This window comes from Streptomyces albicerus (assembly GCF_008905045.1).
Lineage (GTDB): Bacteria > Actinomycetota > Actinomycetes > Streptomycetales > Streptomycetaceae > Streptomyces > Streptomyces albicerus.
On the sequence record NZ_VWMY01000122.1, the window covers coordinates 1 to 19262 of the forward strand.

Below are 19262 nucleotides of genomic sequence, written 5' to 3' on the forward strand. Positions count from 1 at the left end.
GCACCGCACCCTCTACCAACCCGGGCACCAACAAACAGCCTGACCAAGCCCACAGACCTTGACCAAACAGATAGAAGCACCCCCCCGGCCACGCCGGGAGGGCCACTGAGCTTGTCCTTTAACCTCTGGCGTCGAAATGGTCCTCGAACTAGGCCGCTCACCTGGGTGTTCGCCGGACGCCGAGGCGGCCTTCGTCTGATCATGTGCTCCGACCAAGGACACACGTGACCACGACGAAGGCCGTGAAGGTGAGTTTGCTGCCTGATCATGCTCCGGGGGAAGCGTTCGCGAAAGCGTCACGCTTCCGGGAGGACTTATTCGACTGCCTGACCGCGCGTGGGGACGAACTGTTCGACCTCACCGACGCGTTGCTGTGTGCGGACGGACCGGTCAGAGCTCCGGTGGACCTGACGCTGGTGGCCGAGCACCGGCGCGGGCACGGCGCGATGTACGACGCACTGAACAGCGGAAACGTGGACGCGCCCCGGCTGCGGCAGGTTCTGGCGGGCCTGCCCATGCCGCAGGCCGCCGACGGGCGCTTGGTCCTCGCGGTCGACGTGAGCAACTGGCTCCGCCCCGACGCGCCGACCAGCGCGGAGCGTCTGTTCTGTCACGTCTACGGCCGCAGCGGACGGTCCTCGGACCAGTTCATTTCCGGCTGGCCGTACTCGTTCGTCGCCGCCCTGGAGTCGGGCCGGACGTCCTGGTGCCAGCTCCTGGACGCCGTCCGTCTCGGGCCGGACGACGACGTCGCCGAGGCCACCGCCGCCCAGGCCCGCCGAGTGGTCGTCGATCTGATCGAGATGGGCCGCTGGCACGCGGGTGACCGCGACATCCTCATTGTCTTCGACGCCGGCTACGACGCCCCGCGCATGGCCCACCTCCTCGACGGCCTCCCGGTCGAGGTCCTGGGACGGATGCGCTCCGACCGCGTCATGCGACGGCCGACGCCCTCGCTCAAGGAGTACGCCCTGGCCTACCCCCAGGGCGGGCGACCGCCGAGGCACGGCAAGGAGTTCCGCTTCGCCAAGCCGGAGACCTGGGGCGACCCGGACGCGGCGACGGTGCAGGTCACCGACCGGTACGGCACCGCCCGCGCAATGGCCTGGGACCGCATCCACCCGAGGCTGACCACCCGCTCCGCGTGGATCAACCACTCCAGCGAACTCCCCATCATCGAAGGCACGTTGATCCGACTCCAGGTCGACCGCCTGCCCGGCGGCGGAGACCCGCTGCCCCTCTGGCTGTGGTCGTCGGCCACCGCCCTGACCGGCGAGGACGTCGACATTCGCTGGCAGGCATTCCTGCGCAGGTTCGACATCGAGCACACCTTCCGGCTGATGAAACAGACCCTCGGCTGGACCCGCCCGAAACTCCGCACCCCCGAGGCCGGAGACCGCTGGACGTGGCTGATCATCGCCGCCCACACCCAGCTCCGGCTCACCCGCGAAGCCGCAGCGGACCTCCGCCGCCCCTGGGAGAAACCAGCCGAGCTCGCACGGCTCACCCCGGCCCGAGTCCGCCGAGGGTTTCGGAACCTCCGCCCGCACCTGCACTGTCCAGCCCGTGCACCGAAACCCTCAACACCCGGACCAGGAAGGCCACTTGGTTCGAAGAACCGCCGCCCCACGACCCACTATGACGTCGGAAAAACGACCAGACGCCCCGAGAGCATCATCGAGCGCGACAGCCTCGGAGGTTAGAAGACGCGCTCAGGGCCCACGCTGGTCCAGGACACGATCTCGGTATGCACGCCAGGCTTCGAAGGCCGACTGGGCGCAGTCCGCGGTGAGGAAGTCTCCCGACCCGGTGTCGAAGGCCCGTGCTTTCAACGCATCGGCGACCGCGAGGGCAGCATGAGCTGCCATTTCGCTACCGCCATGGATGAAGAGGCTGACGCCGGCGACCGGCGCGTCGTCAGCCTCGTTGACCGGGGGGCTGATGGAGAAGCCGGGACCCTCGTAATCGCCCCATCCATTCTGCGAATACTCGATGCCCGGCAGCACCTCTGCAAGGACAGCACGAACATCGCAGCCCGCGCCCAGGCTCGGCGGCTCCCAGTCCTCGGGGATCTCGTCTATCGCCTCGGCCTTGGGCGGAAACCGCATGATGAATACATCCCAGCTCACCCGCTCAACCTACGCGCCAGCACTGACACTCAGCCCGGGCCTGAACCGGCCGCCTGGTTAAAAGACAAGCTGAGTGCCTGTGACGAAACCTCTGGTCACGGTGCCGGTGGCGCGGCGCTCCGACCGGTCAGTCGCTCACCCCGAAATCGCCCTGGCCTGGGCCGGCTCGGCCTACGGCCCGCTCGTCGGCCGGGCCAACGGCTTCCTCGCCACTCACCCTCCGGACCGTGGCCCGACGCAAGGGGCAGACGGGCTTCCAGCTGCTGTCGAAACGCTGGGTGGCCGAACGCGCCATTGGCTGGATCATGAGGGCCAGGAGAATGTGCGGGACTACGAGCGTCTCGTGCAGCACAGTGAGGCGCACATCGCGTGGGCCACCCTCACCCTGATGACCAGACGGCTGACCGGGCCGGCCAGACAGCGGCCCACGGCCCAGCCCGCACCGGACGGGAGGCCCGGCAGACCGTGGCCGCCGTCGGCCGGCTCGATGAGGACCCGCTCCTCGGCGGAGTGGGCAGGCAGGGCCGTCCCGTGGCCCGGCAGCCCTGCGGAGGCGAGTGCCCTGGCCGACTGCGGAATCGTCATGCAGTCGCCGACCGCTGTGTCACCGGAGGGAGTCGACTCGAGCAGACTCCTGCCGCTGCTGGTACTGCTCGTTCCAGAGGTCGGCGAGTTCGCCGAGTGCGCTGTTGATCCGGCCGAGTTCCCAGAGCAGGTAGACGCCGGCTCCGGCGAAGGGATCCACTCACCCCATTGGAAGATGAGAACCGGCATATACAGCAGGCCGACCAGGACAAAGAACGTGAGGAAGATCTCGGCCGTGAACGTCTGTTTGCGTGCGACGACGACACGCTCTGCGCGGCCGTGGATCCACTGCAGGCGCGATCTCATGACCACCCCTCGGGCTCTGGGCGGACATCGTGCCGTCCGCCGCTCCGTGAGGTGCCAGTGCGCGATCGGGGCGGGTCAGGCCTCGATGCAGGCGACGGCCACGGTGCGCAGGACGGTGACGAGTAGCGTATGCGAACCTGCCCGACGCTCGATGAACGCAGCCGTCCACGCCTCCCTTCCGCGCCCGGCCATCAGCCCTCTCACCAGCTCCCCGGTGATACGTGCGGCCGAGGACGGAGGCGGCCGTGTCCTGTGCTGCTTCAGGTCGCCCCACAGCTCTTCCACCAGGCGGTCCACGGACAGGAGTTCGCCCGCGTGGATGACCAGGGTGGTGAGCAGCCGGAACTCGGTCAATCGCCGCGTACCGGAGTCGGTGCGGCGAGGCCGAGGACGGTCATCGCGCCACCGCGGAGGGCGCCCGGGCCAGGAGCAGGGCGCGGCGCACGTCGTCCTGGATCAGCCCGGCGACCTCCGGGAGCCGGCCCTGGAAGTAGAAGTGGCCGCCGTCGAAGAGATGCCGGCCCATGAAGTGCTCGGAGGCGGCCGCCCAGCCGTCCAGGCGGTGCGGCGGCGCCACCTGGTCCCGGGTGCCGCCGAACACCGAAAGGGGTACCGGCAGCGGCGCGGTGAGGGGCTTCGTGCGCCAGGTCTCGCTGATGCGCAGGTCCGCGCGGATGGTCGGCGCGAACAGCTCCCACAGCTCCTGGTGGTCGAGGACCGAGGACGGCGTACCGCCCATCGCCACCAACTCCCGGCGCAGTTCTGCGTCGGACAGCAGATGCCGGCGCGTGGGGTCCCCGTCGGCGTGCAGCGTGCCGCGTGCCGACACACCGAGCCAGACCGGCGGTGTGCGCCCCAGATCGATGAGCCGGCGGGTCAGTTCGTACGCGACGAGCCCGCCCATGCTGTGCCCGAAGAACGCGAAGCGGCCCGTCAGTCGGCTGTCCAGCTCGTGCAGGAAGTACTCGAGCAGGGCGCCCGTGTCGCTCAGCGCGGGGCGTTCGTCGCGGGGGCCGCGGCCCGGTGCGTCGGGGGTCTGCACATCCCAGCCGGCCGGGAAGTGGGCCGGCCAGTCGCGGTACACCAGATGTGAACCACCGGAGTGGTGGAACACGAACAGGCGCAGTGCCGGCTCTTCCATCTTCTGCATGGCTACTCCATCGACGAGGCCCTCCGGCGTCGGCCCTGACCAGCGGTGCCAGGCCGGGGCAGGGAGGTCGGATGACAGCCGCGTCCCGGCCGCGGCGGCACGAGTGGGCTTCGATCCGCTCGGCCTGCATGCTCACAACCGCTTGTGGAGGACTGCTCGAGAGCGGATCCAGCAATGCGGGTAGCGGCCGAGAACAGGTCCGGCGTGCCAGGACCGCGGCGGAGCGCTTGAGGAGTATTTAAAAGATGCTCGATCCGAGCCTCAAAGACTGTCCGTTCCGAGTTCGGATTCCCTGGAGTGCCCAGGGATCCCCTCGGTGTCCCTCACCACCTCAAGGACACGGACGGAAATCGGGGGCTGAGATCATGATCGTCGAGCTGGTGGGCACCGCTGAACGCATGCTCGAGAGCCAGAAGTTCGCCGCCCTGTACGCGCAGGTGCAGCAGTTCTACGCGTGCCAGATGCAGATCCTGGACGCGCATGACACCGAGCGCTGGGCGGGCCTCTTCACCGAGGACGCCGTCTTCGAGCTGCCTTCCCTGCCCGAGCCGGTGCGTGCCCGCGCCGGGCTCGCCCACTACGTGCGCGCCGGCGCGCAACGGCAGCGGCGGGCAGGCCGCCGCCTCAACCACTGGGTCGGCATGCTCGACGTACAGCCCCAGGCGGACGGGTCGCTGCGTACCCGCTGTTCGGCCCTGGTGTACGTCACACCGAGCGGAGGCGGTTCCAAGGTCCTGTATGTGTGCGTCATGGAGGACGTCCTGGTCCGCACCCGTGGCGAGTGGCGCACCGCGCACCGCCGGGTGACCCGCGACGATCTGGCCTGAGCAGGGGATGTCAGGACCGTGGCAGAAGTTTGTGGATGGTCTTCTCCATGCCCCCGCAGCCTGCGAACGGGTGTCGGCGAGCCGGATCCACGCCTGGGCCCGCCGGCCGCGTCCGCCCGCCTGTCCTCACCGTCTCCTGCCACTACGTGCGGCTCTCGGAGATCACCGAGCAGAGCGTGCCGGTCACGGGCCCCGGGCCGGACGGAACAGCGGGACGACCGCGACCCGGGAGAGACGGCGTGAGGTGGAACACCGCTGCAGCTGAGCTCGAAGTTCCGCACGGCGCAAGGGACTCGGGACCGCCCCTTGCCTAGAGTGGGCCCGGCACATCCCCTCCCTGTCCGCGCCCGCCCTGCCGTCCACCCGGACGAGGGCGGGCGCGTCGACGTAGGGGGAAGTCTTCGCGCACCGGACGGCCGGTCCCGCGCCGTGCACCCCCGTGCGAAAGCCGGTGAGCCACGTGGAAGAACGCTTGAACGCGGAGGGGGGATCGGGGTGCGGAAGGTGTGCCGGACTAGTCGGACTAGCATGGAGGAAGCCAACTGCTGTGTTTCATAAGGGAGTTGGGGCTGCTCGGTAAAGCTGTGCGGAAGGTCTGGACCCCTCGCGGTCCCGCCCCGCCCCGCAGCACGCCCGTCCCTGCCCGATTCCCGCCCTCGGCCCGATGTGCGGCCACCGCTGCCCCGGCACCCCACGGGCCCCGGGCAGGCGGCCTGATCGAGGTCTGACGACGGCCCGTGCGCGGGCCAGAGCGGCCGGCGCGGCACACCCCGCCGCGCCGGGCGCGCATCCCTCTCTCACGAAGAACACAAGGAGGAACCCGCCATGCCTTTGAACGGCGCCGCAGTCGACGAACGGGCACCCCGGGCGGAACGGAAGGCGGTTTCGCACCGTCTGCTCATGTGCCGCCCGCAGTACTTCGACGTGACCTACAGCATCAACCCGTGGATGAACCCGGAGAAGCCGACGGACACCGGGACGGCCCTGCTCCAGTGGGAGCAGCTGCGGGAGCTGTACCTCTCGCTCGGGCACACGGTCGAGGTGGTCGAGCCGGTCGAGGGCCTCCCGGACATGGTGTTCGCCGCCAACGGCGCCACCGTGGTGGACGGCAAGGTCCTCGGCGCCCGGTTCCGGCACCGGGAGCGGACCGCGGAGGGGCCGGCCTACCTCGACTGGTTCGCGCAGAACGGCTTCCGCGAACTGCTGTGGCCGGAGCACATCAACGAGGGCGAGGGCGACTACCTGCGCGTGGGACGCCGGATGCTGGCCGGCACCGGCTTTCGGACCGACCCCCGCTCGCATGCGGAGGCCCAGGAGTTCTTCGGCATCCCCGTGACCGGCCTGACCCTGGTCGACCCGGACTTCTACCACCTGGACACCGCGCTCTCGGTGCTCTCGCCGGACGAGATCATGTACTACCCGGCGGCCTTCAGCCCGGGCAGCCGGGCGGTGCTGCGGGAGATGTTCCCCAACGCGGTCCTCGCCTCGGACCAGGACGCCGCGGTGTTCGGCCTCAACGCCTTCTCCGACGGCCTCAACGTGCTGCTGCCCCAGGCGGCCACCGGGCTCAGCGAACAGCTGAAGGAGCGGGGCTTCAACCCGATCGGGGTGAGCCTGGGGGAGCTGCTCAAGGCGGGCGGCAGCGTCAAGTGCTGCACCCTCGCGCTGTCGTGACACGGCGTTGAGCGGCCACCGCCGACCGGTCCTTCAGGACAACGGGGCCGGCGGCGGTCCCGCCCGCAGCTCAGGGCAGGCTGGTGAACGCGGCGAAGACGTCGTCGAGTTCGTGGGTGTGCACGGTGAGCGACTCGGCCGTGATGGCTGCCGCGTCGAGGACCGCGAGCACGGCCCGCAGGGTCTCGACACTGGCGTCGTCATGGATCCGGAGGGTGAGCGTCGCGGGATCGCTCCACGCGTCGCCGAAGCCCGCGCCCGATGCGGCGCCGAAGGCGGCGTTGGCACGTTCGAGCGCGAGCGCGTCGGCGAACCGCAGGCGGATGAGACCGGCGGGCGGATCGTTCCGGGGCGCCGGCCGGAACTCGGGATCGCCGGACTCGGGTCGGCGGCCCGGTCGGCCCGGCCCGGGCTCCTGGTCCGTCGGCAGGATGCTCAGGCCGGAGGAAGGCACGGCCCTGGTGAGTTCGGGTGCGCCGCTGGGCGCGCTCGAGGAGAGCTCACGGCCGGTTCCGAACGCGATGGCATGGCCGGTCTTGTGCACCGCGTCGGCTTCGGCCAAGGCGTTCAGCAGGACGAACCGGGTCTCGGGCGAGAGGGAGACGGCGAAACGGCGGGCGAGTTCGCGGGCCTCATCCCCGTCCGTCTCGGTTGCGACGGCCAGCTCGTGGCCGATGGCCGCCAGCTGTGGAGCGAGATCCACCGCGTGCGTCAGGCGGTCGGAGTCCGGCGGTTTCCGCATGAAGTCGGCCGGTCCTCGGGCCTGTTGATCCGCCGGACCGGACGACTGCATGGTGTAGACGCGGCCATCGGCCGAGGGAGGGGCCCAGGGCGTGTGTGTCACGGGCAATGCCCTCGCCTTCGCTCGAGTGTCGTCGTTCGGGTGCCGGTCAGCCGGGATCGGCCGGTCCTGCCGTTTCCGTTGCTCGCTCACGGCAGGACCTCCGCCTCGTCCGGGTCCGGCACGATCACCGTGCCGACCCCGTCGTCGGTGAACATCTCGAGGAGGACCGAGTGCGGGATCCGTCCGTCGATCACCCGGGCCGCGCCCACGCCGCCCCGCACGGCGTGCAGACAACCGGTCATCTTGGGTACCATGCCGTCGCTCAGATCCGGCAGAAGCTTCTCCAGCTCGCGGGCCGTAAGCCGCTGGATTACCTCGTCACTGTGCGGCCAGCCCGCGTACAGACCCGCGACATCCGTCAGCATGACGAGCGCCTCGGCGCGCAGCGCGGTCGCGAGCGTTGCCGCCACGGTGTCGGCGTTGACGTTGTAGACCAGGCCGTCCTCGGCGCTGCGGGCGAGCGGCGAGACCACCGGGATCCGGCCGTCCGCCAGCAGGCTGTCCAGGGCACCAGTGTCCACGGCGGTGATGTCGCCGACCCTGCCGACGTCCACCGGCTCCCCGTCGATCCACGGCACGTGCCGCACCGCAGTGAGGGTGTCCGCATCCTCGCCGGTCATGCCGACGGCGAGCGGGCCGAAGCGGTTGATCAGCCCGACCAGCTCGCGTTGCACCTGGCCGGCAAGGACCATCCGCACCACGTCCATCGCGGGCGGCGAGGTGACTCGGAGCCCGGCTTTGAACTCGCGTTCCAGGCCGCGCCGCGCGAGCTCGGCATCGATCTGGGGGCCTCCTCCGTGCACCACCACGAGCCGCAGCCCGGCGTAGCGCAGGAAGACGACGTCGCGGGCGAAGGCCGCCGTGAGGTCCTCGTCGACCATGGCGTGTCCGCCCAACTTGATGACGACCGTCCGGCCCTGGTGGCGGGCCAGCCAGGGCAGGGCGTCGCCGATGGACTGGGCCTTGGCCAGGGCCGGGTGCACGCTGACGGTCATGAGAACCTCGCACGCGGGGGGACGACGAGACCGCTGACCGGGCAGTTGGCGCTCATAGGCACGACTCCTTCTGCGGAGGAACCCGGCCACGGGCCGGGCCTCGAAGACCGGTGGACCTGCGCTTGAGTACGGCGGAGTACGGCACGAAAACACTTGGCTGAAATGCTGGCTCTTGGGAAGGTGAATACCCGTCGGCCCGAGCTGTGCTTGCACCGCAATCATCGCGCGGCGGACGCGGGCCCACGGACGTTGATTCCTGCTTGAGTGTCGCTCTGTCGAGCCACGTCCTGTCAACGGGACAGTGGGGCGCGGATATCAAGGCAATGGGTTCCCGCAGGACTCCACTGGGTTCCCGGAAGGTGCCATGATCGGACTTGGCGGCCTCGCCGACTCCATCTCATTGTTCGATGATGATTCACTCTCCACTCGAAAGTGAATCGTGGACGGCTTGAATTGGAGTGGATTGATGAGCAGCAACCCGTTCGACGACGCAGACGGCCGGTTCTACGTTCTGGTGAACGACGAGCAGCAGCACTCGCTGTGGCCCTCGTTCGCCGAGATTCCCGCCGACTGGCGCATCGTGTTCGGCGAGGAGAGCCGCGACCCGTGCTTGTCGTACGTGGAGGAGCACTGGACCGACCTGCGGCCGCGGAGTCTGCGGGACGCGATGGACGCCGGCACGGTCGCCGCCGACGCCGCGTGAGGTGACCGGAGGCACTCCGGAACTGCAATGGGTGGGCCCCGGTGCTGCAGCCACAGCACCGGGGCCCACCCCGCTGTGTGCCGTCTCAGACGGCCGAGGGCGCGACCTGCACGGGGCAGGTACGGTCCAGCTCCCGCTCGGTGCGCCGCAGCATGATCGAATCGGCAATCTCGCCGCTGCGTACCGCGATGTTCGACAGCAGGGACGACGACAGGCCGTGGCTGTGCTCGGTGCCGCCCTGAAGATAGACGCCGCAGGTCAGTCCCGATGCGGTGACGAGGCGGTAGTCGCGTTCCACCTGGTGCCGGCCCGCCGCGCCACGCTGGAAGTGCTGGTCGAACTCGCCGAGCAGGTGGGACGGGTCCAGGCCGTCATAGCCGGTGGCGAACACCAGTGCGTCGACGGCCAGTTCCTCCGTCCGGTCGTCGAGCAGCGAGCGCAGGACCACCCGCGTCCCGCTCCCGGCGCGTTTGACCTCGGTGACCCGGGTGAGGTTGCGGAAGTGCAGCCGCTGGCTGCCGCCCACCTGCTCGTCGTACGAACGCTGGTACAGGGCCCGGATGACGTCGGCGTCGACCACCGAGTAGTTGGTGTTGCGGTGATAGCGCCAGAACGCGTCTTGCGCCCGCTCGGTGCCGAAGTAGTACTCGTCGACCGCGCCGGGGTCGAACACCTGGTTGGCGAAGGGGGTGTCGTCGGCGACGGAGTAGCCGTAGGACGGGATGACCGCGGACACCTCGGCGTGCGGCAGCGAGTCGTAGAGGAACCGGGTGATCTCGGCCGCGCTCTGGCCGGCGCCGACCACCGCCACGCTCTTGAGGTCGTCCGGGGTCTGTGCGTTGAACCTGCTCAGGAACTCCGAGCTGTGCCACACCCGTTCGTCGGCCGTCACGCCCTCCGGCAGGCGCGGCACCAGGCCCGTCGAGATGGCCACGTTGCGTGCGGTGACCACGCTGGTGGTGCCGTCGCTGCCGCGCACCTCGATCTCGAGGAGGTCGGGCGTGGTGGCCCCGGCCACAGCGGCGGGCCGGATCGAGGTGACCTCGGCGCCGTAAGTGACCCGGTCGCGGAGGCCGGCGGCGGCCCACTCCAGGTACTGGTGGAATTCCTGCCGGGTCGGATAGAAGTCCTGGTTGTTGACGAACTGCACCAGCCGGTTCGAGGCGTGCAGGAACGAGACGAAGCTGAACCGGGACATCGGATTCCGGAAGGTCGCCAGGTCCTTGAGGAACGAGATCTGCATGGTCGTCGACGGCAGCAGCATGTTCCGGTGCCAGCCGAACGTGGGCTGCCGCTCGAAGAAATGGGACTTGACCGGTTGCTCCGGAGCGCTCGCCCCATGCTCCTCCAAGGCGATCGCGAGCGACAGGTTGGACGGGCCGAACCCGATGCCGACCACGTCGTAGATCTCTTGGTTACGCCTACCCGTTATGCCCATAGAAAATTCTCCCGATTGCGTCTGGAAAACTCGGCCGGTGGCCCGAGAGACCGTTCTGCAGTGTGCTCCGGAGAGGGTCTCAAAGGCAACTCGAAGACAGCATGAAGACCGTCTGAGAGCTTCTCTCGAGGTGCTCGACATCCGAAAGCTATGTCCTGTCGACGGGACGGAGATATGGTCGGAAAGGATTCTCAAAATCTCCGCGTGGCGCGGCCGATGGCGTATATGCCTGGGGTGATTCGATCAGTCATTCCTGGAGCCGGAGCCATGCCCCGAGTCAATTACCGAAAGGGTGGATCCGGATGTTTGTGCCCAACTTTTACCGTGAACCGGAAAGTTCGTGGATGGTGAACCTGATCCGTGGTAATCCATTGGCGCTTGCGGTGGCAAATGGAAGCCCCGAGAACGGTCCGTTCGCCACGCATCTGCCGGTCATCTTCGACCCCGAGACGTCGGGCGACTGGTCCGGCGAGCTGCCGGGGGCCACGCTGCTCGGACACATGAACCGGGCGAATCCGCACTGGGCGGCGCTGGAGACGGGCAGCGTCCTGGTGCTGACGTTCACCGGTCCGCATTCCTACGTGTCGCCCACGGTCTACGAGGTGACCCCGGCAGCCCCGACCTGGAACTTCACCGCGGTGCATGTCCGGGGCGTGGTGGAGAAGATCGACTCGACGGAGGAGACGCTGGGCGTGGTGCAGTCCACCGTGCGCGCCTTCGAGGGAGCGTTCGGCAACGGCTGGGACATGACCGAGTCGCTCGACTACTTCCGCAAGCTCGCGCCCGCCGTGGGGGCCTTCCGGTTCACCGTGACCGGGGCCGAGGGCATGTTCAAGCTCAGCCAGGAGCAGCCGGGCGAGGTGCGCGACCGGGTACGGGAGTCGTTCGGGCGGAGCGCGTGCACGTACAAGCGCGAGACCGCCGGGCTGATGAGCCTGCTGCCCTGACGTGCTGGAGGCCTCGGCGCCGGAGACTCAGGCGCCGATGGCCACCGGCCGGGTCCGCTCGACAAGGCCCTCGGGCCGCGCGTTCTCCTCGGGGAGGCCCGCGACCGGCGTGGTCAGCTTCCTGCCCTTGAGCTCGGAGATCTCCTTGGGCTCCTCCCGCTTGCCTTGGTCCTCCAGGGCACTCGCGGCCGCGCTGTCCAGCGTGGCCGTCACCCACTGCTCGAAGTCGATGCCCAACCGCTCCGCGGCCTTGTGCCACCACTGAAGACGGCTGCCGGGGACCTCCAGGCGGTGGTTCGGCTCGGTGGGAGTGCGTGGCTGCTGCTCACTCTGGCGCGTGGCGCGGATGGCGCCGCGCAGCTGCTTGGTGGTCCACTGCCGCTGCTCGGCGCGGTCGAGCCAGAGGTCCTGTTCCTCGACCGGCATGGAGGCCAGCTCGGCGTGGTGCTGGAAGCTCAGGGTGGGCCGGCGCCGCGTGTGGTCGAAGCGCCGTGAGACCCACGCATAGTTGCGCAGCGTCTGGTACGAGAGGCCGGCGGCGCGTATCCCTCGCTGGTACCGGTCGGTGTAGTGGTCCTTGCCGTATACGAGCCAGTCGCCCAGCCACCAGGAGGACGAGTCGAGGACATCGGCGAGCTGGCGCCCGGCCCGCTCCCACTCGTCGTAGGCCATCCCGGTCGGCATCTGCAGGCCCACCCTGGTCGTCAGCACCTGGCCCCGGCGCGGCGCGGCGCCCCCGGTGCGCGGCTGCCGTGGCGGGGGCTGCGGGAGAACGGTTGTCGGGCCGCCACGCGACCCCGCGGTTTGACCGGCCTGACGCGCCATCATGCCTCCATGAGAAGGGTGCATATATCCGGCCAGAAGTCTCGCGGGGCTGGCTGAAGCGACACCGGAGCGGCGCTCGAACGGTTGCACGGTGAACGTCTCTTTGGCGCGGCGCGGATCGTCCGGTGGCATCATCGAGGGGCTTCTGGCGGCCGGGTACGTGATCGTTCAGGTGACCGCCGGGGGAGTCATCCCGTCGGCGCGGCTTCACTGCCGTCTGGCCGGAGGACATGTTCGGTCTCGGCCAGAATCCATTGCCGTGGCACGGCTCTGCTTCCGGAGCGGCCCGCTGGATTTCCCGGGGAAGGGTGTCCGAAGGCCGTCGTTGCCGTTGCCCGTCACCAGGCTGGGCAGATGGCGCTCCACGGTGTCGTCGAGACTGAGATTCTTCGCCGCCTCCATCTGGAGGAGGACCGTCGCCACGAAGGTGCTGGTGATGTGCCCGACGCGGACTCGGTCGTTCTTGCCGCGCGGCGTACCCGTGTTCAGGTTGCCCACGCCCGACGCCGACCTCCGGAGAGCGTCGCCGTCTCGTGCCTCGGCGGTGATGCCGGCCGCGTCGATCGCGCGCGCTGCGTCGCCTGGTGGTCGCCCGCCGCGGGAGCGGTGTCCTCCGATACCTGGGCGGGACCCGTGAAGGCGGTGGCCGTGATCGCGGCTGCCGCGAGACCGGCCATGCCGGCCCTTGGTCACTTCAGTATCGTCGTTTCCCCGCTCCTGAGAGTCGCCTGCACCTGGCTGATGCCGTACTTGTGCGCTCCGCCGGCGGCAGCGGGCCGCCCGGGTGCGGGTAGCTTGTGCAGCAAGACCGCGGACGACGACGCAGTGGTCGAGCAGTACGCTCGGGAGGCACCGGGGGGCGACGATCAGCGGGCTCATGACGACCTCGCCTCGCCGGACCGCACGCCGGTGAACTCCAGGTCCCCGGTACGGCTAGGCGCCCAGCTGCGGTTCGCCACGCACCACAGGGGCTGTCAGCCGGCTGGAGCTGCTCATCACGTCGGCGCGTGAGACGGCCCCGGTGTACACCTTCTAGGCGAGCCCCGAGCCGGCCGTCACCCGCTGTTCGGTGCTCGCCGACAACTCATTGAAGCGGCACAGCAGTTGGTTCTGCTCCTGCTGCAGTCGCTCGATGCGGCGGTGCAGGCGGGCTATCTCCTCGTGGAGGGGGAGCGCCCCGTCGTCGGCCGTCGCGTTCGCCTCCGCGCGTGCGGCATCGGCCTGAGACGCGTCCGCCGGGCGGGGGCCCGCCGCCGGGGCGAGCGCCGGGTCGTGGTGGAGGATCGCATCCATCAGGCCGCGCAGAGCGGGGCCCGGCTCGACGCCGAGTTCACGCACCATGCGGTTGCGCGCCCGTTCGTACACGCGGAGCGCCTCCGCCTGCCGGCCGCAGCGGTAGAAGGCGACCATCAGCAGGCCGTAGAACCTCTCCCGAAGGGGGTAATCGGTGGTGAGTTCCACCAGCTCGCCGGTGATCTCACCGTGGCGCCCGGTGCGCAGATACGCGTCGTACATCATCTCCAGGGCGGTCAGGCGGTGTTCCTCGAGCTGGGCCGCCTTGCCCGCGCAGATGTCGCCGAGCACGCTGCCCTCCAGCGCCGGGCCGCGCCACAACGACAGTGCGCGGCGCAGCAGTTCACTGGCCTGCCCCGGATCGTTGGGCAGGACCCGCCGGGCCTTGTCGGTCAGGTCCTGGAAGTGCGTGGCGTCCGTTTCGACGGGGGCGAGCCGCAGGGTGTAGCCGCGCGAGGTGGTCACGATCCACGGGCGCTGTGCGTGCTGTTCAACGTCCTGGCTCCGAGGGCCGGACAGCAGCCGGCGCAGCCGGGCCACATGGACCTGCAGCGCGTTCGCCGCGTTGGCGGGCGGGCGTTCGCCCCACAGCTCGTCGATGAGCCGCTGCACGGAGACGTTGTGCTCGGCCTTCACCACCAGTGCCCCCAGCAGTGCACGCTGCTTGGCACCCATGGGAAGGATCTGCAGACCGGTCTGCTCGTCCTGGACTTCCACGAGACCGAGAATGCGGAACTGCATCTCTTCCCCTCACATGCTGGCAGCTCAGTCAGTTGCAGGCGTCGGGCGGACACGCGTCGGCAGGGCACCAAAGGTTCAGGACAAGCGCGTCGCACTCGCTGCCTCGAGCGCAGTGGTCGCGTCCCGTTCGATCTGCCGCAGCAGTGGCCCGGGATCGTCCAGGAAGTAGAAGTGACCGCCGTCGAAGACACGCAGGCCCAGGAAGTGCTCGGTGTGCTCTTCCCAGCCGGCCATCCGCGGCGGTGGAGCGGCGTGGTCCTCGACGCCCGCGAAGGCGGACAGTGCCACGGGCAGGGGGCCGGTATCGGGAGCGGGACGCCAGTTCTCCACCAGACGCAGGTCGGCCCGGACGATCGGCTCGAACACGGCCCACAGGTCGGGGTCGTCGAACACCCCGTCGGGCGTGCCGCCGAGCAGCTTGAGACGGGCCCGCAGTTCGACGTCGGGCAGCTCGTGGTACCCGTTTCTCTGCCCCGTCGGCTGCGGTGCCGCTCGTGCGGAGACACCGACCCACACCGGCAGCGGCAAGCCCCGGTCGGCGGCCCGCCGGGTGATCTCGTACGTCACGAGGGCGCCCATGCTGTGCCCGAAAAGGGCGTAGGAGCAGGTCAGTTCGGGCTCAATGCTGTACAGCAGGAAGTCGGCGAGGCGGCCGGCGTCCGTGATCTGCGGCAGGTCGAGGAGGTGGCCGTGGCCCGGGGCGTCGAGCAGCCGCACATCCCATGTGTCCGGCAGCTCGGCCGGCCAGTGGCGGTACGGCAGGTGTGAGCCTCCCGCGTGGTGCAGGACGAACACGCGCAAGGCAGGTCGTGTGCTGTCCATCGCTCCCCCTCGGATCGGGCCACGCAGCTTCGACCATAGGGCGGTGTCCGACCGCCAGGGCGCGGTCACGAGGAGGGCTATGCCGCTGGTGTAGCGGCTCTTGAGCGACTCCCGGACGGCTACCGGCAACGTGGGCCGCCAGCCCGTACGACGCCGGCGGTCCGGCCCGGAAGGCCAGGGTCTGGCACGACCGCTCGAACCGGAGCGGACAGCGGACGGGCCGATCGGCTGCCGTACGTTCTCATCCCAGGAACGCGAGGCGGTCAATCTCCCTTGTGCATGTGACGGACCGGCGCCTCGCCGCTGAAGCAACGTTCTCGCCGGTCGGTTGCACTCCTGCGGCTCCTGCAAGTCGGCAGCGCGGCTGCCGAAGATCGGCTTGAGGTTCATCCACCGGGATCGACCGAACCCGAACCTCAGCAGGCCCCTGACGGGCCCGTCCACGGGACACGGCCCGGCATCCTGGCACAGGAATCCAGTGGGGTACAGAGGATCCCGGTGGGGGGCAGATCCGGGCGGACGACCGGTTGGCCGGCGAGCATGCTGCCTTGTAGCGCCGACGGTCGAGTCCTTACGGTGACGTGGCAACGCCGGGGTCGCTCCCGATGCCGGGTGTCCTGTCGACCGGACAACGCCGATCGGCGAACCCGCGCCCGGTGCTTTCTCGCACCCGGCCCGGCGATTCCCAATCCCGAGTCATCCCATGACGGTTAAGGACGGTGCCAGTTGAGCACGAACCCCTTCGACGACGAGGACGGCCGCTTCTACGTTGTGGTCAACGACGAGGAGCAGCACTCCCTGTGGCCGGTGTTCGCCGAGGTGCCCGCAGGCTGGCGGGTGGTCTTCGGTGAGGCGGCCAGGGCCGAGTGCCTGGAGTACGTCGAGCAGAACTGGACCGACCTGCGCCCCAGGAGCCTGCGGGAGGCCATGGCGGCGGACTGAACGCCGCTCGGATTCTCGTCGAGTCGATACGGCGGAACCCGTTGGCGGTGCTCGTGCCCCATGGGGTGACGCGGGAGGGGCCTACGGCACGCACCCTGCGTCACCCCGGACCAGCGGTCGCCCGCTGATGGGCCCACACCTACGTCTCGCCGGCGCTCGCGAAGAACATGCGCGGGCCGGCCCAGTGGAACGACAGTGATCGCCGCCCGGGTGCTCGGTCCTGTGATCGGTTCACGCCCGGGCAAACACTCTGAGTTGGGAGATGAAGGTTGTGAGGGGCGCTGTGAAAACCGTGAACGCGGGGCCGGTGGACAACAGCGGTGAGCCCGCGCAGCGCGATGCGGTCCTGTCCTTCGTGGGGACACAGGCCAAGGCGCAGAAGTCGGGGATGATCTTTCCGGAGAACCTGTCGGAGCGGTCCTGGGAACGGATCGGGACCAGCCTGCGCGAGCTCGTGAACTCCTCTGCGTGGTGGCTCGCCGACTGGCTGATCTACGGGGAGACCACCTACGGGTGGCGGCGGTACAAGGAGGCGATCGAGCGAACGGGGCTCGACTATCAGACCTTGCGCAACTACGCATGGGTGGGCAGGCGGTTCGAGCACCACCGCAGGCGGGACAGCCTCAGCTTCGCCCACCACGCCGAGGTGACCCGCTTGTCGCCACCGGAGCAGGACTACTGGCTGCGCAAAGCCGAACAGCAGAGGTGGTCGCGCAACGAACTCCGCAAGGCGGTTCGCGCCAGCCTGGCCGTGCAGAACGGCAAGGCCGAGATCCCCCCGAGCAGCGGCGACGACACGCAGGAGGTACTCCAACTGGCCACGTCCCCGGCCGCGGAGAAGCACCAGCAGAAGGTCACCACGCTCACCATCGAGCTGTCCGCCGACCAACTGGAGTACCTCTCGAAGGCGGCTGCCGCGCACGGTCTGCCCGTCGACAAGTGGGTGACCCAGGTGCTCGAGACCGCCGATCGGCGTACCGCCTAGAGGCGCATCGCCTGGAGGCGCATCGCCTGGAGGCGCATCGCCTGGAGGCGCATCGCCTGGAGGCGCATCGCTCGAAGGGGCCGCCAGGCCTGTTCCCCGTGGTAGGCCGGCGGCTCGTCCGACCGGACACCCCTCACATCGGAGTCAGTTGATGATCCTTCAGGGAAAGCGGGTTGCCCTGCCCTCGGCGCCCGTCGTCCACCAGCAGTTCGAGGCGCACGCGGAAGCCACCCCCGACGCCGTTGCCGTCGTCTGGGCCGGCCGGCAGGTGACGTACGCGGAGCTGGACGTGAAGGCGAACCAGTTCGCGCACTTCCTCGCCGCGCGGGGACACGGCCGAGGCGCGAAGGTCGGCGTCTGTCTCGACTACTCGATCGACATGCTCGTCGCCATCCTCGGCACGCTGAAGGCCGGCGCGGCCTACGTACCGTTCGACCCGGCCTACCCGGCGGCGAGGCTCCAGCTGCTGCTGAACCAGGTCCCCGGCCTCGCCCTGATCGTGGCCTCCCCGGCGACCGCCGGGATGGTCGAGTCGGCGGCCGCCGAGGTCATCGACCTCGAGGAGCTCTCCGATCACCTGGCACATCTCCCGGCGACCGCTCCCGACGTCCCCGTCACCGGCGACGACGTGTGCTACGCCGTCTTCACGTCCGGGTCGACTGGCACGCCGAAGCTGACCGCGGTACGGCACGAGGGCTGGTTCAACCTGATGAACTGGCTGAAGCTCGAGTACGGCCTGCACCGCGGGTCGCACAACCTGGTCGTCAGCGCGTTCGGCTTCGACCTCTCCCAGCGCGCCCTGATGACGCCGCTGTTCTGCGGCGCCACCCAGTACCTGCTGGCGAGCCGGAACTTCGACGCCATGATGGCCTACCGCATGCTGACCCAGCACGAGATACGTGTCGTGCACTGCGCCTCCAGCACGCTGTACGTGCTGGTGGACTGGGAGAGGGCACGCGGCGGCGACGCGCTCACCAAGCTTGACTACGTGCTCTTCGGCGGCGAGGCGCTGAAGGTCGAACGGCTCACCGACTGGGCGCGGCGCGCGGGCAACACCTGCACCCTGCTGCACCAGTACGGCGTCGCCGAGTGCACGGATGTCGCGACGTCGTACGACCTCGCCGAGTACCGGCCCGGCGAACAGGACATCGCACCGGTCGGCAGGCCGGCCTACAACATCGACATCCACCTCCTCGACGAGCAGCTGCGCGGTGTCGGGGCGGGGGAGTACGGCGAGATCTGCATCTCCGGGGCCGGCGTCGGCGCGGGCTACCTGGGCGCCGCGGGCCCCGAGAACGCGAAGTTCACGACGATCGTGGTCGACGGCGCGCCGGTCAGGCTGTACCGCACGGGCGACCGCGGCCACGTGAACGAGGCCGGCGAACTCGTCGTCGCCGGCCGGATGGACGCGCAGGTGAAGGTGCGGGGCATGCGCATCGATCCCACCGACATCGAGCGCGCGCTCGGCAGGCTGGCCGGGGTCCGGGAGGCCGCCGTGGTGGTCACGTACCCCGACTCCGGCGAGGCCGAGCTGATCGCGTTCATCGTCCCGGCGGGGGACGATCTCGACGAGAACGACGTGCGCACCGGCCTCCTCAGGACGCTGCCGCGGAATATGGTGCCGGCCAGGTTCAAACGCATCCCGAGAATTCCATTGAGCCCGCACGGGAAAGTGGACCGCGCCGCGCTGCTCGATACGTGCCGGGACCAGTACGCCGCCAGCGGCACGACGGCATAGTCGACGGACCTTGATGACAACCGAAAGGACTGTGATGATTGCCGATGAGGTGCGCGCCATTTGGTGCCGGGAACTCCAGCGCGACGACATATCGGTCGACGACGACTTCTTCGCCCTGGGCGGCCAGTCCGTGATTATGGTCAGGATTCAGGGTGCTTTCATCGAGGAGTTGGGCGTCGAGGTCCCGGTGGACCAGATGTTCCTCAACCCGACGGTGGCGTCCATTTCCGCGTACATCGAATCCCAGGGTGCGGTACCCCTCTAGCGTCAGGCCTGGCTGATGCCGTGTGGTGTCTCGCCGGCGAGACACCACACGGC

The 19262-nt window shown here is 69.3% G+C and carries 21 protein-coding genes; 9 read left to right on the forward strand and 12 right to left on the reverse strand.

Annotated features, from left to right (window positions below; translation table 11 throughout):
• The first annotated feature begins 248 nt into the window (after window positions 1-248).
• Window positions 249-1703: an NF041680 family putative transposase gene (locus tag GAS53_RS51650; RefSeq protein ID WP_151484787.1), complete on the forward strand. Its 1455-nt coding sequence runs from the start codon at window positions 249-251 to the stop codon at window positions 1701-1703.
• Between the two features lie 9 nt (window positions 1704-1712).
• On the opposite strand, the gene GAS53_RS51655 is transcribed toward GAS53_RS51650, so the two are convergent.
• The 5 genes from GAS53_RS51655 to GAS53_RS51675 form a co-directional block, all read right to left on the reverse strand.
• On the reverse strand, window positions 1713-2129 hold the full coding sequence (locus GAS53_RS51655) for a hypothetical protein (protein ID WP_151484772.1): 417 nt from the start codon (window positions 2127-2129) through the stop codon (window positions 1713-1715).
• A 330-nt stretch (window positions 2130-2459) separates the two neighbouring features.
• Entirely contained in the window at window positions 2460-2714 is a 255-nt protein-coding gene (locus GAS53_RS51660; RefSeq protein WP_151484773.1) for a hypothetical protein, read from the reverse strand.
• 19 nt (window positions 2715-2733) lie between these two features.
• A complete protein-coding gene (locus GAS53_RS57365; protein ID WP_225859649.1) occupies window positions 2734-2874 on the reverse strand; it encodes a hypothetical protein in 141 nt (46 codons plus the stop codon).
• A gap of 221 nt (window positions 2875-3095) precedes the next feature.
• Window positions 3096-3374, reverse strand: a complete 279-nt coding sequence (locus tag GAS53_RS51670) for a helix-turn-helix domain-containing protein (RefSeq protein ID WP_151484774.1) — start codon at window positions 3372-3374, stop codon at window positions 3096-3098.
• Between the two features lie 40 nt (window positions 3375-3414).
• Complete coding sequence (locus GAS53_RS51675; protein ID WP_151484775.1) at window positions 3415-4170, reverse strand: thioesterase II family protein; 756 nt, start codon at window positions 4168-4170, stop codon at window positions 3415-3417.
• Window positions 4171-4535: 365 nt separating this feature from the next.
• Between GAS53_RS51675 and GAS53_RS51680 the strand changes: the two genes are divergently transcribed.
• On the forward strand, window positions 4536-4997 hold the full coding sequence (locus tag GAS53_RS51680) for a nuclear transport factor 2 family protein (protein WP_192583679.1): 462 nt from the start codon (window positions 4536-4538) through the stop codon (window positions 4995-4997).
• 825 nt (window positions 4998-5822) lie between these two features.
• Complete coding sequence (ddaH, locus tag GAS53_RS51685) at window positions 5823-6671, forward strand: dimethylargininase (protein WP_151484776.1); 849 nt, start codon at window positions 5823-5825, stop codon at window positions 6669-6671.
• A 70-nt stretch (window positions 6672-6741) separates the two neighbouring features.
• Here ddaH and GAS53_RS51690 read toward each other — a convergent pair whose 3' ends face one another.
• Together GAS53_RS51690 and argB are read right to left on the reverse strand one after the other, a co-directional pair.
• Complete coding sequence (locus tag GAS53_RS51690) at window positions 6742-7413, reverse strand: hypothetical protein (protein ID WP_151484777.1); 672 nt, start codon at window positions 7411-7413, stop codon at window positions 6742-6744.
• 188 nt (window positions 7414-7601) lie between these two features.
• On the reverse strand, window positions 7602-8510 hold the full coding sequence (argB, locus tag GAS53_RS51695) for an acetylglutamate kinase (protein ID WP_151484778.1): 909 nt from the start codon (window positions 8508-8510) through the stop codon (window positions 7602-7604).
• Between the two features lie 466 nt (window positions 8511-8976).
• Here argB and GAS53_RS51700 point away from each other — a divergent pair, with 466 nt between their 5' ends.
• Entirely contained in the window at window positions 8977-9213 is a 237-nt protein-coding gene (locus tag GAS53_RS51700) for an MbtH family protein (RefSeq protein ID WP_151484779.1), read from the forward strand.
• An 85-nt stretch (window positions 9214-9298) separates the two neighbouring features.
• On the opposite strand, the gene GAS53_RS51705 is transcribed toward GAS53_RS51700, so the two are convergent.
• Window positions 9299-10651, reverse strand: coding sequence for a lysine N(6)-hydroxylase/L-ornithine N(5)-oxygenase family protein (locus GAS53_RS51705; protein WP_151484780.1), 1353 nt, complete (start codon window positions 10649-10651; stop codon window positions 9299-9301).
• A 302-nt stretch (window positions 10652-10953) separates the two neighbouring features.
• Between GAS53_RS51705 and GAS53_RS51710 the strand changes: the two genes are divergently transcribed.
• Window positions 10954-11598, forward strand: a complete 645-nt coding sequence (locus tag GAS53_RS51710; RefSeq protein ID WP_151484781.1) for an FMN-binding negative transcriptional regulator — start codon at window positions 10954-10956, stop codon at window positions 11596-11598.
• 27 nt (window positions 11599-11625) lie between these two features.
• On the opposite strand, the gene GAS53_RS55820 is transcribed toward GAS53_RS51710, so the two are convergent.
• The 4 genes from GAS53_RS55820 to GAS53_RS51730 all read right to left on the reverse strand — a co-directional run bounded on the left by GAS53_RS55820 (window position 11626) and on the right by GAS53_RS51730 (window position 15279).
• Window positions 11626-12309 (reverse strand): LmbU family transcriptional regulator, encoded by a 684-nt coding sequence (locus tag GAS53_RS55820; protein ID WP_263974254.1) that lies wholly within the window; start codon window positions 12307-12309, stop codon window positions 11626-11628.
• Between the two features lie 321 nt (window positions 12310-12630).
• Entirely contained in the window at window positions 12631-12921 is a 291-nt protein-coding gene (locus GAS53_RS57895) for a beta-lactamase family protein (RefSeq protein ID WP_263974255.1), read from the reverse strand.
• A gap of 534 nt (window positions 12922-13455) precedes the next feature.
• On the reverse strand, window positions 13456-14457 hold the full coding sequence (locus GAS53_RS51725; protein ID WP_151484782.1) for an AfsR/SARP family transcriptional regulator: 1002 nt from the start codon (window positions 14455-14457) through the stop codon (window positions 13456-13458).
• A gap of 75 nt (window positions 14458-14532) precedes the next feature.
• A complete protein-coding gene (locus GAS53_RS51730) occupies window positions 14533-15279 on the reverse strand; it encodes a thioesterase II family protein (RefSeq protein WP_151484783.1) in 747 nt (248 codons plus the stop codon).
• 726 nt (window positions 15280-16005) lie between these two features.
• Between GAS53_RS51730 and GAS53_RS51735 the strand changes: the two genes are divergently transcribed.
• The 4 genes from GAS53_RS51735 (at window position 16006) to GAS53_RS51750 (ending at window position 19209) form a co-directional block, all read left to right on the forward strand.
• Window positions 16006-16221, forward strand: coding sequence for an MbtH family protein (locus GAS53_RS51735; RefSeq protein WP_151484784.1), 216 nt, complete (start codon window positions 16006-16008; stop codon window positions 16219-16221).
• 283 nt (window positions 16222-16504) lie between these two features.
• Window positions 16505-17206, forward strand: a complete 702-nt coding sequence (locus GAS53_RS51740; RefSeq protein ID WP_225859652.1) for an LmbU family transcriptional regulator — start codon at window positions 16505-16507, stop codon at window positions 17204-17206.
• Window positions 17207-17357: 151 nt separating this feature from the next.
• Window positions 17358-18944: an amino acid adenylation domain-containing protein gene (locus GAS53_RS51745; protein WP_151484785.1), complete on the forward strand. Its 1587-nt coding sequence runs from the start codon at window positions 17358-17360 to the stop codon at window positions 18942-18944.
• A 34-nt stretch (window positions 18945-18978) separates the two neighbouring features.
• Complete coding sequence (locus GAS53_RS51750; RefSeq protein ID WP_151484786.1) at window positions 18979-19209, forward strand: phosphopantetheine-binding protein; 231 nt, start codon at window positions 18979-18981, stop codon at window positions 19207-19209.
• The last annotated feature ends 53 nt before the right edge of the window (window positions 19210-19262 follow it).